This is a genomic window from Flavobacterium sp. ACN2 (assembly GCF_002303885.1).
GTDB lineage: Bacteria > Bacteroidota > Bacteroidia > Flavobacteriales > Flavobacteriaceae > Flavobacterium.
Genome location: NZ_MRCM01000014.1, coordinates 77,717 through 91,609 on the forward strand (window position 1 = coordinate 77,717; position 13,893 = coordinate 91,609).

Annotated in this window: 19 protein-coding genes; all 19 read right to left on the bottom strand. The window is 33.4% G+C overall.

The window, feature by feature from the left end:
* Positions 1–13: 13 nt before the first annotated feature.
* The 19 genes from BSF41_RS16620 to BSF41_RS16710 all read right to left on the bottom strand — a co-directional run bounded on the left by BSF41_RS16620 (position 14) and on the right by BSF41_RS16710 (position 13,844).
* Positions 14–499: a hypothetical protein gene (locus BSF41_RS16620; protein ID WP_095930627.1), complete on the bottom strand. Its 486-nt coding sequence runs from the start codon at positions 497–499 to the stop codon at positions 14–16.
* A gap of 3 nt (positions 500–502) precedes the next feature.
* A complete protein-coding gene (locus BSF41_RS16625) occupies positions 503–874 on the bottom strand; it encodes a 3-hydroxyacyl-ACP dehydratase (protein ID WP_095930628.1) in 372 nt (123 codons plus the stop codon).
* Positions 875–879: 5 nt separating this feature from the next.
* Positions 880–1,491, bottom strand: coding sequence for an outer membrane beta-barrel protein (locus tag BSF41_RS16630; protein WP_095930629.1), 612 nt, complete (start codon positions 1,489–1,491; stop codon positions 880–882).
* A 2-nt stretch (positions 1,492–1,493) separates the two neighbouring features.
* Positions 1,494–2,090 carry a porin family protein gene (locus tag BSF41_RS16635; protein ID WP_095930630.1) on the bottom strand — a complete coding sequence of 199 codons (597 nt, stop codon included), beginning with the start codon at positions 2,088–2,090 and terminating at the stop codon, positions 1,494–1,496.
* Between the two features lie 37 nt (positions 2,091–2,127).
* Complete coding sequence (locus BSF41_RS16640; protein ID WP_095930631.1) at positions 2,128–2,763, bottom strand: hypothetical protein; 636 nt, start codon at positions 2,761–2,763, stop codon at positions 2,128–2,130.
* Complete coding sequence (locus tag BSF41_RS16645) at positions 2,729–3,361, bottom strand: outer membrane lipoprotein carrier protein LolA (RefSeq protein ID WP_095930632.1); 633 nt, start codon at positions 3,359–3,361, stop codon at positions 2,729–2,731. Before BSF41_RS16645 ends, BSF41_RS16640 begins: the two co-directional genes overlap by 35 nt.
* Complete coding sequence (locus tag BSF41_RS16650; RefSeq protein ID WP_095930633.1) at positions 3,351–4,127, bottom strand: polysaccharide deacetylase family protein; 777 nt, start codon at positions 4,125–4,127, stop codon at positions 3,351–3,353. Before BSF41_RS16650 ends, BSF41_RS16645 begins: the two co-directional genes overlap by 11 nt.
* Entirely contained in the window at positions 4,124–5,188 is a 1,065-nt protein-coding gene (locus BSF41_RS16655) for a beta-ketoacyl synthase N-terminal-like domain-containing protein (protein WP_095930634.1), read from the bottom strand. Before BSF41_RS16655 ends, BSF41_RS16650 begins: the two co-directional genes overlap by 4 nt.
* Positions 5,188–6,387, bottom strand: coding sequence for a beta-ketoacyl-[acyl-carrier-protein] synthase family protein (locus tag BSF41_RS16660; protein WP_095930635.1), 1,200 nt, complete (start codon positions 6,385–6,387; stop codon positions 5,188–5,190). Before BSF41_RS16660 ends, BSF41_RS16655 begins: the two co-directional genes overlap by 1 nt.
* Before the next feature lie 138 nt (positions 6,388–6,525).
* On the bottom strand, positions 6,526–6,783 hold the full coding sequence (locus BSF41_RS16665) for a phosphopantetheine-binding protein (protein WP_095930636.1): 258 nt from the start codon (positions 6,781–6,783) through the stop codon (positions 6,526–6,528).
* A gap of 2 nt (positions 6,784–6,785) precedes the next feature.
* Positions 6,786–7,403 (bottom strand): 3-oxoacyl-ACP synthase, encoded by a 618-nt coding sequence (locus BSF41_RS16670; RefSeq protein ID WP_095930637.1) that lies wholly within the window; start codon positions 7,401–7,403, stop codon positions 6,786–6,788.
* 20 nt (positions 7,404–7,423) lie between these two features.
* Complete coding sequence (locus BSF41_RS16675; protein ID WP_095930638.1) at positions 7,424–8,107, bottom strand: hypothetical protein; 684 nt, start codon at positions 8,105–8,107, stop codon at positions 7,424–7,426.
* Between the two features lies 1 nt (position 8,108).
* Positions 8,109–9,248: a beta-ketoacyl synthase gene (locus BSF41_RS16680; RefSeq protein WP_095930639.1), complete on the bottom strand. Its 1,140-nt coding sequence runs from the start codon at positions 9,246–9,248 to the stop codon at positions 8,109–8,111.
* Complete coding sequence (locus tag BSF41_RS16685; protein ID WP_141248158.1) at positions 9,245–9,961, bottom strand: hypothetical protein; 717 nt, start codon at positions 9,959–9,961, stop codon at positions 9,245–9,247. Before BSF41_RS16685 ends, BSF41_RS16680 begins: the two co-directional genes overlap by 4 nt.
* Before the next feature lie 20 nt (positions 9,962–9,981).
* Positions 9,982–10,431: a thioesterase family protein gene (locus BSF41_RS16690; RefSeq protein ID WP_095930641.1), complete on the bottom strand. Its 450-nt coding sequence runs from the start codon at positions 10,429–10,431 to the stop codon at positions 9,982–9,984.
* Positions 10,406–11,689, bottom strand: a complete 1,284-nt coding sequence (locus BSF41_RS16695) for an ABC transporter permease (RefSeq protein ID WP_172426930.1) — start codon at positions 11,687–11,689, stop codon at positions 10,406–10,408. Before BSF41_RS16695 ends, BSF41_RS16690 begins: the two co-directional genes overlap by 26 nt.
* Positions 11,679–12,377 (bottom strand): ABC transporter ATP-binding protein, encoded by a 699-nt coding sequence (locus BSF41_RS16700; protein ID WP_008465897.1) that lies wholly within the window; start codon positions 12,375–12,377, stop codon positions 11,679–11,681. Before BSF41_RS16700 ends, BSF41_RS16695 begins: the two co-directional genes overlap by 11 nt.
* A gap of 63 nt (positions 12,378–12,440) precedes the next feature.
* On the bottom strand, positions 12,441–13,439 hold the full coding sequence (locus BSF41_RS16705) for a BtrH N-terminal domain-containing protein (RefSeq protein ID WP_095930642.1): 999 nt from the start codon (positions 13,437–13,439) through the stop codon (positions 12,441–12,443).
* A complete protein-coding gene (locus BSF41_RS16710; protein ID WP_095930643.1) occupies positions 13,440–13,844 on the bottom strand; it encodes a hypothetical protein in 405 nt (134 codons plus the stop codon).
* Positions 13,845–13,893: the final 49 nt, after the last annotated feature.

Here is a 13,893-nt window from a genome sequence, read left to right on the forward strand (position 1 = left end):
GGTGTTATTGAGCTTACTTTACAAATTGCTTCTCTTTTTCGGAGAAACTTTTAGATTGTAAAACAAAGTCTTTAAGATAATCTTTCAAAGCCGCACCTTGTGATGCATAATACGTGGTTATGAATTTTTTATCTTCTTTAATGTTTTTCTTGTAGCCTGTAATTCCAGGAACATCTTCCTGAACACTAAGTCTAATCATTCGCATTTCGATATTGCTTGGGTCGCTTTTTATGGTGGCTTCAAGCAATTTTGCGCCTTCTTTAAAACGTTCCATTTTCTGGCTTAATTTCTTTTCAAATTTAGATTCCAATAAAATAGAAGCCGCTTTATAAGCCACTAAAATTTTATCATCATTGCTTGAAACACCTGCAAGTTTGGCTACAAACTCTTTGGCGTTGGTTTCTGATTTTGCCACATCAGAATACATTTTGCGGATCGAAGCCAAATCTGGCGTTCCAGCAAAACCTACCCATAAAAATAAGGTCAGTAATAGTTTCATAATTTATATTTTTTTGTACACATTGCTCAATTTAAGAGCAGTTGTGTCGTTAAAGTAAGTCGTGTTTTTTACTTTTACCAAACCGTCTTCAGTTGTTGTAACATCCAATTCCAATCGCAATTCTGGAGTAACCTCTGGATTAATCAGCGCCATGAATTTTACATTTGCCAAAGACTGGATCATCAGCGAACTTTTGGTAATAGATTCTGTAAGTTCTTTGATAATCTGAATCATACAAACACCAGGCATAATTGGATTTCCAGGAAAATGCCCTTTAAAAACCTCATGTTTTTCGTTGACTAAAATTGTAATCGTATATTTTGAATCAGATATTTTTTCTTCTGATAGTATTTTATAAAAATCTTGTAAAATCATATTTTTTATTTTCCAAATGAATAGGAAACCCCTAACTGAAAATTAATATTTGTGTTATAATCTCCAAATAAATAATGGTTATTGGAGTCATTTTGATAATAATCGCTGCTTAAAACATCCAGCAGTCCTTTTTTAAATCGAGCTTCAAATGTCAAACCTGAAGGCAGGGCATAAGCAACTCCTAAAACCAAACCAAGATCATTTTGTGCTTTTCTAACCGCAAGATTATCATTCAATAAAATATCTAATGTTGGTCCTGCTTGAAACTGAATTCCTTGTGGCAGCGTAAACTTATTTATCATAGAAAGAGACAAATAGTTGATGTCCAGATCTAAATGTTCTACTTTATTGGTCTGTGTATTTTCATCAAAATAATTTCGCGCAACATTATTAGAACCTTGTCTGCTGTAATTAATTTCAGGCTGAAGGGAATAAATTCTTGTTATCTTAATTTCTGTAAAACCACCAGCATAAAAATCAGTTTTATAATCGGCGTGCATTTCAGAAATAGTAGAAAAACTAAATCCAGCTCTTAAACCTGGTTTAACTGATACTTGCGCTTGTATATTTAAAAGCGAGAAAAAAACAGCAATAAAGAAGAATATTCTTTTATTCATTTTTATTTTGTTTTAAACGTATAACTAATTCCGATTTGGAAAACTTGATTTAAGATTACATCATTATAGTAATATCCATTATTGTCATAATCATATCCGTTATAACCATAAATATCAATTAATCCTTGTTTAAGTCGAGCTTCAAAAGTTAAACCATTTGGCAAAGTATAACCAAGACCTCCAACAAATGCAAGATCAAAATCTTCAGGGTTAGTATTTATATAATTATCACTAACTTTTAAATCTAATGATGGTCCTGCCAATAGATGAAAACCTCCACCTCCAAAGTTAAATTTTGCAACCGCTCCCAGTGTTATATAATTCAACTCATACTTTTCAGAATAATAACGGCCGTTTTCAAAATATCTTCCTTCATCACCTTGTCTAGAATAATTTATCTCTGGTTGAACCGAGAAAAATTTATTGAATTTAATATTTACCAATCCACCAACATAGAAATCAGTTTTAGAGCTATTATCATCAATATTCGTTAATGTTGATACATTCAAACCACCTCTTAGTCCTGGACTAACTTTTACTTGAGCTTCTGCTTGTATTCCGATTAATAAAACAAATGCAATTAAAACAAATTTTCTCATTTTGGGCTTGGTTTAAGTTTAGGATTAGTTTAAGTTTTTATTCTGATTTGAAATAATTCAGTTCGATTTTCAATTTTATATTCTGATGGATTATCTGAATCCTTTCGGCAAAAATATTGTTTTCTGAACTGAAAAGCAGTGTAAATTTTTCTTTTGTTTGAGAAGCATGGACGATCTTTTCTAATTTCTGATCTTTTTTGGAGATAAAAATGTAATTGTCGCGTTTGCCATCTGCCGATTTGTAAATGTCATCCGATTCGTTTTCGAATTGTTCCTGAATCGAATATTCTTTCTTTAAAAGCAATCGGAAATCTTCTTTTAAAGTATTGATCAATATTTTTCGATCCAATTCAGACACAATCGAATTGACTTTAAAATCGGTTTCTGAAATTTCGAAATCCATTAATTTGTTTCCGAATTCGGTTGTAAAAACAATTCGGTGTGTGGTGTCATTTATTTTCTTGGCAATAAAAATTCCAGACAATTCATTTCCGTAAACACTAATGTTGGTTTTATAAACATAATCGGTTTTTGAGTCTGAAAAATACGGAACTGTATAAGACGTTTTGTCTAATTTTTTGGACGTATAATTTTTTGTGACTGAGCCACAAGAAATTAATACAATTGCCAGAAAGCAATTAATTAGTAAATACTGAATCGTCGATTTTTGCATTGATCACTTTATTTTTAAGTACAATTCGGGTATAATCTTCAGATGATTCTAACAATTTTACCTGAACAACAGTCGATTCCTCTTTGTCAAAAGTCAATTCAATTTGTTTGATGTATTTTTTAAGTGTCGCATCTTTCGGAATAAATTTCGCCAGATTCTGACCTTTCAATTTAAAATACGAAATCGTAAATTCTTTATCGTCAAACATATTGCCGCTTACGCTTCCCACAATCAATTTATTAATTCGGGCAAAGATTTTACTGTTTCCAATATCAACCGCGCTTTTCTTTCCTTCATCGTTAATCAGGATTTTTCCGTTCTTGAAAGTGATGCTGTAGTTGTACGGTTTTTTATATTGCCATTGAAGTAAAGCAGGTTCTTTAAAAACCATTTTTCCTGAAGTTTCAATGTCTTTTGATAAAAAATCTAAATGTTTATACTGAACAAAATCAGTAGTCAAAGTCTTGATTTTTTTGGCCACCACATTTACGTCTTGTTTAAAAGAAGCAATTTCGGCATCGGTCATTTTTTGTTCCTGCGCCGATAAATGGAAACCGCTGATAATTAAAAATAAGAAAAGATATATTTTAGTTTGCATAAGCTTTAAGATTCAAAAGTTCTTCGATCGAAATGACTTGATAATTATTTTGCTGTAAAAATTGCAAAAACTGTTCCAGTACCAAAACCGAATGTTTGCCTGTATCATGCAAAAGTACAATTCCACCGGGAGAAATATGTTGAATTAACCGATTGAAAATTAATTCCTGATTTTGGGTTCCTCCGTCAAGCGAACGAATATTCCAGCCTATTGTTTTATGTCCGGTTACTTCTAAAGCTCTTCTAATCGAAGGTGTCGTAACTCCATAGGGCGGACGAAAGAAGTTTATTTTTTTGGAAGTGAATTTTTCCAGAAGCGCGTCTGTTTTCTGAAGTTCTTCGGTTATTTTTTTAGCATTATAAAAATCAAAAAACTTAGAATGTGAATAAGAATGATTTCCAACTAAATGACCATCGTCAATTACTTTCTGGAGAATTTCAGGATGCGTTTCGATGTTGTTTCCAATGCAGAAAAAAGTCGCTTTAGCATTGTATTTTTTCAAAAGTTCCAAAACTTCCAAAGTGTAAATACTTGGACCATCATCAAAAGTGAGTGCAATTTTTTTTTCGATTTCTAACGGATTACTGCAAAAAGCTTTTACATGATAATTGGAAGAAATTCGTGCAGATCCAAAAGCATTTATTCCGATCCAAACGAGAATTATAACAATAAACCACAGAAAATGAATTGCGTTATACAGATTCAGGAGAAACAATAAAAGCAATAAAAAGATAAAAAACAGCGATATGTTTTTGTGCGTTATCATTTTGACAGCAGCGTAAAACTATGGTTTTTTCCGTTTAATTGATTGTATAATAAAATCGTTTTGTACTCTGATTTTTCAACATCATTTACTTTTGTAATTTCAGGAATTTCCTGAGTTTTCAAAATTTTAGAAGCCATCCAAAAAGCAAAAGCCGAAGCCGTATCGTATTCTCCGCTCAAATGTTTGTAATATAAAATAGGAGTTTGAGCAAACGAATTTTCGGCAAGATTTCTATAATAATTCTCAAAATCAGCATTTCCGTCAAAACCTAAAACAAGAGCATCTACATCTGAAATTTGTAAATGATTGGATTTTAAGAACGAAATAACTGCTGCTTCAACTTCATTTTCTTCCAGCGTATTTACAATAGAAACATCTAGAAGTTCGGCATAAGTGTTTTCTTTTCTTTCGTTTTCTAAAACAAAAAAATTGGCACCTTCACCATACACAGCACCGCTCGTTGTAGAATTTAAAACGTCATAGGGAGCAGTATCATCTGCTTTAATGCGACCGTTTAGTTTAAAAAGAGAAGTAGTGTAATCGCCATTTTCGTCAACACCGCCCACTAAAATTGAATTGACTTCTGCTTCTTCAATCTGCATTTTGGCATCAATAAGAGCCGACTCAAAAGAGACCGCGCCATTCACGTAAGTAAAATTATAACCTTTACATTGCTGTAAAAGTGCAATCTGCGCTCCAACTGTATTGTGAGTAGACTGAATGAAAGAAGTCGGAGTTAAAAACTCTTCGTTATTATCTAAAATACTTTTCAGGAATTTTTCAGAATCTTCGATACAGCCTAAACCAGTTCCGGTAATAATCGCATCGACATTTTCAATATTAGCATCTTTCATGGCTAATGCCGAAGCTACGATTCCGTTTTTTACACCTTTTGCCATACGTCGGCTGGCAGCAGGCGAAATATATTCTTTGTATGCTGGCGGAACAATTGCCAGTACATTTTCGTCATGATTCACAACAGCTTCTTCCAAAAAAACAGTATCAAATGTTTTTTGAGTCGAAATACAGCCTACTCCATTTATATATGTTTTTTTTGTCATTAGCTTTTTGAAAATATAAGAGTTGAACAGTTTCCTCCAAAACCAAAAGAGTTAGATAAAACATGTTCGATGTTTTTATTTTTTAATGAAGTCTGTGGTTTCAAGTCAAATTCTTCCATCGGAACTTCAAAATTCAAATTTGGGTAAACCACATTATTCTGAATTGCCAAAACACTGTAAACAGCTTCAATTGCTGCCGCCGCTGCTAAAGTATGTCCGGTAAAAGGTTTTGTAGAACTGAAATCTGGAACTTTTTCGTTTTCATAAATTCGGAGCAAAGCTCTTCCTTCAGATAAATCGTTGTTTGGTGTTGCTGTCCCATGAACATTGATGTAATCAATTTCAGAAGGTTTTAAACCCGAAACTTCAAACGCTTTTTTCATGGCCAAATAAGCGCCTTCTCCATTTTCTGAAGAAGCGGTTTGGTGAAAAGCGTCGTTGGCATTTCCATAACCAGAAACTCTTGCCAGGACTTTTTTGTTTTGCTTTTCAACAATTTCATCCGATTCTAAAACTAAAAATGCCGCCGCTTCTCCAAGATTTAATCCTTTTCTAGTGTTGTCAAAAGGTTTGTTATAATCGTCAGATAAAATCATAAGAGTCTTAAATCCGTTGATGGTGAATTTTGCCAAAGCATCGGCTCCGCCCACAATTACTCGATCTAGTTTTCCCGTTTTGATTAATCTTGCGCCCAACATAATCGAATTGGCTGCAGAAGAACAAGCCGTACTAATGGTCGTTACCATTCCTTTTAAACCTAATTCTTCAGCAATTTTTTCGGCAACATCGCCGCCATCGTGGCAAGTAATGTACTTGATCAATTCTGGTTTTTCGAAATAATCGTAATAATGTCTTTCCGTCATGTCCATTCCGCCCACACTTGTCGCCGAAATAAGTCCCGTTCTAAATTCATTTATATCGGTAATGCTGGCATTTTCAACAGCTTGTTTCGCTGCCAAAGTGCCAATCATAGCGGTTCTGGAGAAATTATTATTCTCATTTAATTTCAGTTCATCAACAAGATCTTCGTTGGTTTTTTTGATCTCACCAACTTTGATAACATCTGCGTGAACAGTCGAAATATTTTGAATACGAGAAATACCGATTTTGTTTTCGGTCAGCGAAATATAATTTTCCTCAACCGAATTACCAATCGCAGAGATAATTCCCATTCCCGTTATTGCAACACCTCTTGCCATTTTAGATTTTAGATTTATGATTTTAGATTCTTAGAACTTTGTCAAAGTTTTAAACTTTGACAAAGTTGACGGATTTTTAAACATTTAAAATTTTAGATTCAGGATGGAATCTAAAATCTAAAGTCTAAAATCTGAAATCTATTTAGTTCTATTTGCGCTGATATACGCCGCCATAGTTTCGATAGACTGGAAAATAGATTTCCCTTCTTTCGGATCTACTAATTTAATTCCGTAATCTTTATCTAAAATCACGATCAATTCAAGTGCATCAATCGAGTCTAAACCTAAACCGTCTCCAAACAAAGGATCGTTATCAGCAATGTCTGCGATTGTGATATCTTCAAGGTTTAAAGTAGTAATGATTTTATTTTTTAATTCTTCTTTTAATGCTTCCATGATTATTTATTATATAATGTATTGATAGTTTCGTTTGTATATTTCTCGTTTTCTTCCTTGTTGATAAGGCAAAGAAAAGCTTTATAATTGTCATTAAAAAATTCTACCCAGCCACACAAAACAGAATCAGCTTTATTTGTGTTTAACAAAATCTCCGAATAGTTCCACAAAAACTCTGAATTGAAAGCATCAAATATAAAGAAAGAATTCTCACTTTTAAGCTGATGGCGGATACTTATTTCGCCCAGACAAATATTTGGCAGCGTGTAAACAAAAACCGCCGGACTTGGAAAATAGTTTTCTTTGTCTGAAATCGATTCCTGATATTTTACATCGGTATCTAAACTGGAGGATTTATTGGCTAAAACCAAAGCAATATTGTTTTCTTGCTCAGCCGAAGTTATCGGACTCAAAAGCAATTCTGATCCTAAAAAAGCCAGTTTACTCAAAGCGTCCATCTTGAAAAACTTTGGATATTGCATTTCAAAATTACGATAGGCTTGTTTGGAGAAATCAGCAAAATCTGTTGGTTCAATTTTGAATACAGAAGCTCCGTTCAAAACAATTTCGTTGTTTTGAATGGTGATATAGGATTGTATGTAGGTTTTGTATTGAGTCATTTTTTAATAACGAATTCAAGTTATGAATCCCAAAGATGAATAATTTTATTTACTTTCCATTTCCCTGCCTTATTTTCAATTAAAACAAGAAAACCTCTTCCGCATTTTCCACCACCACATGAAGCACCAGCTGATAAAATTCCTGATTTTTTTGTTTTGTCAAATTGAATTCTAGATATAAAAATAGTTCCAACAGGTATCAAAGAATTACTTTTATCATTTAAGTTCCATTCTTTTTCATGAAGATATTTGGAAGTATTTTCAAAACGAAACTTTTTATTATTCTTAAAAGGTTTTAAATCAAATTTAAATTCTTCGCCTTCTTTTAAAGTGTCATAAGTAAAGTTTGAAAGATTAACTTCTTTAGAAATCATTTCTGTTTCGAAAGAACTAATCTTTCCAACACGATCATATACGCCTAATAAGATTCTTTTTTTAATGTTTTTTATGCTGTCTTTATACTGTAAATATTTCTTTAATTCTGCAGCATGTCCTGTGGTATCTATTTTATTTGTTTTAGAACTAAATAATGGAGGTGGTGGTCCAAGCATCATTCTTCGATCCATATAAATAGAATCTACAATTTCGACAAAAACACTATTTAAAACCTCTTTTTCAAATTCAGATTCAGGCACTTCTTTCTTCTTACATCCAAAAGTTGAAAGAAGAACTAGAGTTATAAATATGAGTTTTGATAGTTTCATATTATTTCACTTTCTCAAAAACCACAGCCGTATTACAACCTCCAAATCCAGAAGCCGTTTTCAGGAAATATTCAATTTTCTTTTCTTCATTTTTCTCAATAACATTGATAGCTTCACTAACTCCAATTTCATCAAAACCTTTCGATTCAAAAAGTTTATTTTGATTAGCAGATTCTATCGCAATTACCGTTTCCAATAATCCCGAAGCGCCAAGTGTATGACCGTAAAATCCTTTTAAACTATTAACGGGAACATTTTGTAAATCTAAACGAGTTAGAGCAATCGCTTCCATTTCGTCGTTATAAGGCGTTGCGGTTCCGTGGGCTGAGATATAATCTAATTTGTTCGCCTCAATTTGTGCTTCTTTTAAAGCATTCTGAATACTTCTGAACAAACCTTCACCCGTTCTTGAAGGACCCGAAATATGATTCGCATCGTTTATCGAACTGTCTCCGATAACTTTTATTTTAGCTTTTTTAGCTTCCGCCGAAATTAAAACTGCTGCTGTCGCTTCGCCTAAACTTACGCCGGTTCTGTTTTTAGAATACGGTTTACAAGGTTGGTCGCTCATTGCCTGAAATGCATTAAAACCAGATAAAACAAATTCTGAAACTTCGTCGCCAGCGACCACAAAAATGTTGTCATAAAGTTCTGATTGAATCATTCTTTTGGCAACAGAAACCGCCAAAATTCCAGAAACGCAAGCATTTGAAACTACAATTGGTTGTGTTTGAAACCCAAAGAAATCGGCAACGTTTTTAGCTAAAACATCTAAATGTGCATTGTTAAAACTTTCTTCAGAATCATTTGCTAGAGCGGTTACATTTCCTTTTGTGGTAGAAAGTATAAAAGCGGTTTTTGAATTTAATTCGATGTTTGAATTTTTGATAATGGGCTCCAAAGCCAAAATCATCATTTTCTCTAAACGGGAATATTTTGTCTCAGTGCTGATTTTTGAAAAAGCACTGTTTATTTTTTCCTCAGAAATAATCGAAGCATAAAACGGATTCGGCATAAGAGAAACATCACTATGAAGCTGAATTCCAGAATCACCACGAAGAATGGCGCTGATATTAGATTCAACATCAAAACCTAAAGGCGTGATACAATTCGTTTCTGTAATGTATATTTCTCTTATCATTTATCAAGTTTAAAATAAAAATAAACATATTTTTCCTCGCTTTCACTCATATAATTAAGGTCTTTCGCTATAATATCTTTATCTTTAGTTTCGTATAAAATTTCTTTTGATTTTGTTTGGGGTTCATCAAACCCATGCCAAACTAAATAATTTTTTTCAAAGTTATTTCCCTTTCTAATAATGGTATCACTTCTTGATACTTCATTTTTGTATATAGAAGTTAAAAAATAAGTTTCCTTTTTATCTTTTGAAATAATGTATAAATCATCTATATATGACAAATGTGCGCAGCTGCCAAGATTAAAATAATATCCATAAACATTATGATCCTTTAAAGAAGTCGAACTTTTTTTAGATTTAAATTTTGCAATTTTCTCATCAAATTCTTTTTTGACTTGATCAAAGTTTAAAATATTAATTTCGATATTTCCTTCTAGTATTTTTTTATCACTATATACAATTTTATAAGGCTTCTCGTCGTATTTTAATATGGCCTTAATTTTGCCTTCTATTCTGCGATCATCTTTGTAATATCCTTTTATCAGTTTTTCTATTTCTGCATTATCTAAAACTTTGTCTGTGTTTATTATTAAAGCAGGAATGTAATAATTGTTGTTGCCATAATATAATGTTGAATCTTCAACGTTGTTTTTGTTACAGCTAATCAAACACAGAAGTAAGATTAAGGAAATAAATTTGAAGGCTAGTTTCATAATGTTTTGGTTAAAATATTTTATTTCAATAATCCAACTTTTCGTTTCCAATCCTCATAAAAAGGAGGATTGGTCAACATCAAATTTCCTGCTGCATCTAAAAAAACCTGAGTGGTTTCGCCTGTGCACGCCACTTCTCCTTTGTCATCAATTATTTTAAAGCGGTAAATCATTTTCGCGGCTGGAGTGTCAACAACTGTTGTTTCTATCGTTACCACATCTCCATAACGCAAAGACAATTTATGTTCACAAGTCGATTTTACAATTGGCGTGGTATAACCCGTTTTGGCAATATCCAGATAAGTAAGTCCGTGTTGGCGTCCAAATGCTTCGCGTCCATCTTCAAAATACGTGATATAATTGCCGTGCCAAACAATTCCAAGCGGATCTGTTTCGTTAAAACGAATCCTAATTTCGTGCGAAACGGTTAGATCTGTAGCTTCTTTAAACTGCTCTTTTCTTTTTATCATAAAATAATGCGATGGAAGTGGTAATAATGAAAAACAAAAATAATAAACTTATTCTTGGTATGATTTCAACGAAAGAAACGTTTCTAAGCAATACATCGTAAAAAGCCTCTAATCCCCAGTTCATTGGAGATGATTTTGCGATATATTGCATGATTTTTGGCATAGCAAAAACAGGAACCCAAACACCGCCAATTGCTGCTAAAATGATCACACTTGTAGCGCCAAAAGGAGCAGATTGTTCTTGTGTGCTTGCGACAGTTCCTAACAAAATTCCGAACCCGATTGCTGCAAAACCTGAAAATAATGCCACAACACTTGTCAGCAAGAAATGACCTTCAATATTTAAAGAAGGCAATCCGATGGACGGGAATAAGAATACGGCAACGGCAACCATCATGTAAAACTGAATCATACAAATGATCGAGTAGGTGATGGTTTTTCCAATAATCACAACCAGATTAGAAACCGGATTGGTTCTTAATCGAACAAAAGTTCCTTGTGATTTTTCTTTTACAATATTGATAGATAACGGAATCACGATAAAAAAGATCGCAAAAAGAGTCCAAGCTGGAACGTTGTGTTGAACGGAATTCGGACGAACTTCTTTGTTGTTGATTCTCGGAATTATTTCTTTGAAAGTAATAAAGTTTTTTTGCTCAAAATCGATTGTTTCTTCTCCTAACTGTTTTTGAAAAGTGCTGTAAATCGATTTGGTTTCAATCTGCGAAATCATTTTGTCTATCGAACTCATTACGGCATTTTTGAAACTCATTTGTACCGCTGGATCGAAATACAGTTTTACTTCTTTTTCTTTAATAACGCGCTGAGGTTCGGCAGCTGAAGTGCTGTCAGTCAAGCCTAAATTGCTGACGATTTTTTCTACATTCTGATTTACTTTTTCCTGCAAATCAGAACTTAGGTTTTCTGGAATTACAATTGCCAGTTGAAATTTTCCTTTGTACACATTTTCTTTGGCAATTTCTTCGGTAATCGGTTTATTGTCAAGTTGGGTTACAACGGTAAAATATTTGCTTTTTTCTAAATTTTCAAAAACGGTTTTAGAAACAGATCCTTTGTCTTGATCGACCAAAAGAATCTGAAGTTTAGAATCGGTTACGGCTTTAAAAGTGCTGTCTTGAATTAAGGTTACAGCAATTACCAGAACCAAAGGCATGATAAATAAAATAATCAATCCGCCCAAATCTCTTTTTAGCAAAAGGAATTCTTTTACTACCGACATCCAAATTTTATATATCATCTCTCAACGCTTTACCAGTTAATGAAATAAAAACATCTTCGAGATTTCGAGCGTCTTTTGTAGATTCAATTAATGCCGAGGGAGTTGCTTGTGCGTAAATCTGTCCTTGATCTAAAATCGCGATTTGCGAACAGAAATCTTCGGCTTCAGCCAAATGATGCGAGGTATAAATAATAGTTGTTCCGTTTTGGTTCAACACTTTCAAATAATCAATAATGGCAGTTTTAGAATGCACGTCGACACCAACTGTTGGTTCATCCAAAAACAAAACTTTCGGATTATGAAGAATTCCTGCAATCAGATTGACACGACGTTTCATTCCGCCTGAGAAAGTCTGAACTTGTTTATCGGCAAATTTCAATAAACCTAAAAGATCCAGAGTTTCGATTACTTTATCTTTTAAATCAGAACCTTTTAAACCGTACATACTTCCAAAATAGAGCAGATTTTCTCTGGCGGTCAAAGTCGGATACAAAGCATATTCTTGTGGAACAACGCCTATGATTTTTTTAATTTTTGAAGCGTGGTGCTGATAGTCTAAACCATCAATTGTAAAATGTCCAGAAGTTGGTTTTACCAATCCGCAGAGCATCGAGATTAAGGTTGTTTTTCCGGCACCGTTTGGGCCAAGTAAACCAAAAATCTGACCTTCATTTATATTTAGCGAAACGTTGTTCAAAGAATACATTTCTGCATTTTTGTACTTTTTCGAAAGGGATTCTATTTGAATGATAGATTGCAAAATATGATTTTAGCTGATCGCTTTTTTTAGTTTTTTGAAAAAGATTTCTTCTCTATTGGCAATGTCCAAAAGTTCATCGGCAATAGTGTTGTAGGCGTCTTCTTTAGCACTTCTGTTTTTGTAAATTCTTGAAGCTTCAACAGCAAAATCACGCCATGAATCTCCAATTTGTGTCATTTCTTTAGAAAGTTCTTTCAGTTCTTCGTTAGCTAAAATAACTGAAGCTTCCTGCAAAAATGCGGCATAAATAAAACGGAAACCACCGCCGCCGGTTCCAATTTCTTCTTGCATACGAACCATTTGCGCCAGGTAATGATTGGCTTTTCTAACGCCATGTTTTTTAGGCCATTTACGAATCTGGCGAGAAACCATTTTGATGCCGCGAACACCAACAATTGGCATTGGCGCTAGCATATCTCGACACGTATTTTTGATTCCTTTAATAATGGCGCTTTTTAAATCGACTTCTTTTGGAATCTGAATCGGATAGTACATTTGTCCGCGAGGTGCAAAAGCTCCTTTGGCAAAACGGACTTTATTCATGTCTTCGTAAGTTAAAGTCGTAACGGTTTCCATTACTGGATCGCTCACTAAATATTCGGTTTCGGTTTTTCCGTAAACAACTAAATTGTGCGCGTTGAAATGAAAACGATATTCGTCTGGGAAATAACTTAAATTGTAAACGCCAACTTGTAATCCTGTTGGAATATTATTTTTTAAATTTTCGTCTAAAGCTTTATTGGCACTTGAAATAGAGGAAAATTTTTGTCTTTTTATTTTTAAATTTAAACGAGTGGCAACTTTATTGAAAATCTGTCCTGGCAAAGTTCTATAACTAATTGCTGGTGCATGATTCACTTTTATAAAAGGCAGATAAACAAAGAATAATCCAGAGCCAATACCAAAAACCATCGGTTCACTAATGTTTAGTCCGCTATTTTTTAGCAGATTTGACGCTACTCCATTCTCGCAATGAGCAGACTGATGATGTGTGAAAGTTAATTCCATTTATTTGGTAATGCTGTTTTTTAATTCTTCGATTGATACTCCAAAAGTATCAGCATATTTTTTCAGGATTTTATCGTTTAGTTTGGCAAAAACACTTGGTTTAAAATGTCTTTTTACGCGCCATTTCCAAAATCCCACATAACTTGATAATATGTTAAGATCCATTTTATTGACTTCCATAAAATACACAATCGGACTTGCTTCGCCGTTTAAAACCTGTTGTTTGGCATCGGCAATACGCTCGTTTATTTCATCAATAGAATTTGAAAGGGCAATTGTTTTCGGTTCCCAGCCCGTACTTAATGTTGTGGTATAATTGCCGTTTTCATCAGTTGCGTACAAAAGCTCTTTTACGTTGTTCTTAGTTAAGTTGCTTTGATCCTGAGGTACTTGATCTTTTTCCATATTACTAATTTAATTTATTAGAAACATATAATAGAAAACTATACATATA

What these genes read in the sequence shown, in the direction of transcription:
- BSF41_RS16620 (WP_095930627.1), bottom strand. Translation starts at nt 499, where the DNA reads ATGAAACTATTACTGACCTTATTTTTATGGGTAGGTTTTGCTGGAACG.
- BSF41_RS16625 (WP_095930628.1), bottom strand. Translation starts at nt 874, where the DNA reads ATGATTTTACAAGATTTTTATAAAATACTATCAGAAGAAAAAATATCT.
- BSF41_RS16630 (WP_095930629.1), bottom strand. Translation starts at nt 1,491, where the DNA reads ATGAATAAAAGAATATTCTTCTTTATTGCTGTTTTTTTCTCGCTTTTA.
- BSF41_RS16635 (WP_095930630.1), bottom strand. Translation starts at nt 2,090, where the DNA reads ATGAGAAAATTTGTTTTAATTGCATTTGTTTTATTAATCGGAATACAA.
- BSF41_RS16640 (WP_095930631.1), bottom strand. Translation starts at nt 2,763, where the DNA reads ATGCAAAAATCGACGATTCAGTATTTACTAATTAATTGCTTTCTGGCA.
- BSF41_RS16645 (WP_095930632.1), bottom strand. Translation starts at nt 3,361, where the DNA reads ATGCAAACTAAAATATATCTTTTCTTATTTTTAATTATCAGCGGTTTC.
- BSF41_RS16650 (WP_095930633.1), bottom strand. Translation starts at nt 4,127, where the DNA reads ATGATAACGCACAAAAACATATCGCTGTTTTTTATCTTTTTATTGCTT.
- BSF41_RS16655 (WP_095930634.1), bottom strand. Translation starts at nt 5,188, where the DNA reads ATGACAAAAAAAACATATATAAATGGAGTAGGCTGTATTTCGACTCAA.
- BSF41_RS16660 (WP_095930635.1), bottom strand. Translation starts at nt 6,387, where the DNA reads ATGGCAAGAGGTGTTGCAATAACGGGAATGGGAATTATCTCTGCGATT.
- BSF41_RS16665 (WP_095930636.1), bottom strand. Translation starts at nt 6,783, where the DNA reads ATGGAAGCATTAAAAGAAGAATTAAAAAATAAAATCATTACTACTTTA.
- BSF41_RS16670 (WP_095930637.1), bottom strand. Translation starts at nt 7,403, where the DNA reads ATGACTCAATACAAAACCTACATACAATCCTATATCACCATTCAAAAC.
- BSF41_RS16675 (WP_095930638.1), bottom strand. Translation starts at nt 8,107, where the DNA reads ATGAAACTATCAAAACTCATATTTATAACTCTAGTTCTTCTTTCAACT.
- BSF41_RS16680 (WP_095930639.1), bottom strand. Translation starts at nt 9,248, where the DNA reads ATGATAAGAGAAATATACATTACAGAAACGAATTGTATCACGCCTTTA.
- BSF41_RS16685 (WP_141248158.1), bottom strand. Translation starts at nt 9,961, where the DNA reads ATGAAACTAGCCTTCAAATTTATTTCCTTAATCTTACTTCTGTGTTTG.
- BSF41_RS16690 (WP_095930641.1), bottom strand. Translation starts at nt 10,431, where the DNA reads ATGATAAAAAGAAAAGAGCAGTTTAAAGAAGCTACAGATCTAACCGTT.
- BSF41_RS16695 (WP_172426930.1), bottom strand. Translation starts at nt 11,689, where the DNA reads ATGATATATAAAATTTGGATGTCGGTAGTAAAAGAATTCCTTTTGCTA.
- BSF41_RS16700 (WP_008465897.1), bottom strand. Translation starts at nt 12,377, where the DNA reads ATGTATTCTTTGAACAACGTTTCGCTAAATATAAATGAAGGTCAGATT.
- BSF41_RS16705 (WP_095930642.1), bottom strand. Translation starts at nt 13,439, where the DNA reads ATGGAATTAACTTTCACACATCATCAGTCTGCTCATTGCGAGAATGGA.
- BSF41_RS16710 (WP_095930643.1), bottom strand. Translation starts at nt 13,844, where the DNA reads ATGGAAAAAGATCAAGTACCTCAGGATCAAAGCAACTTAACTAAGAAC.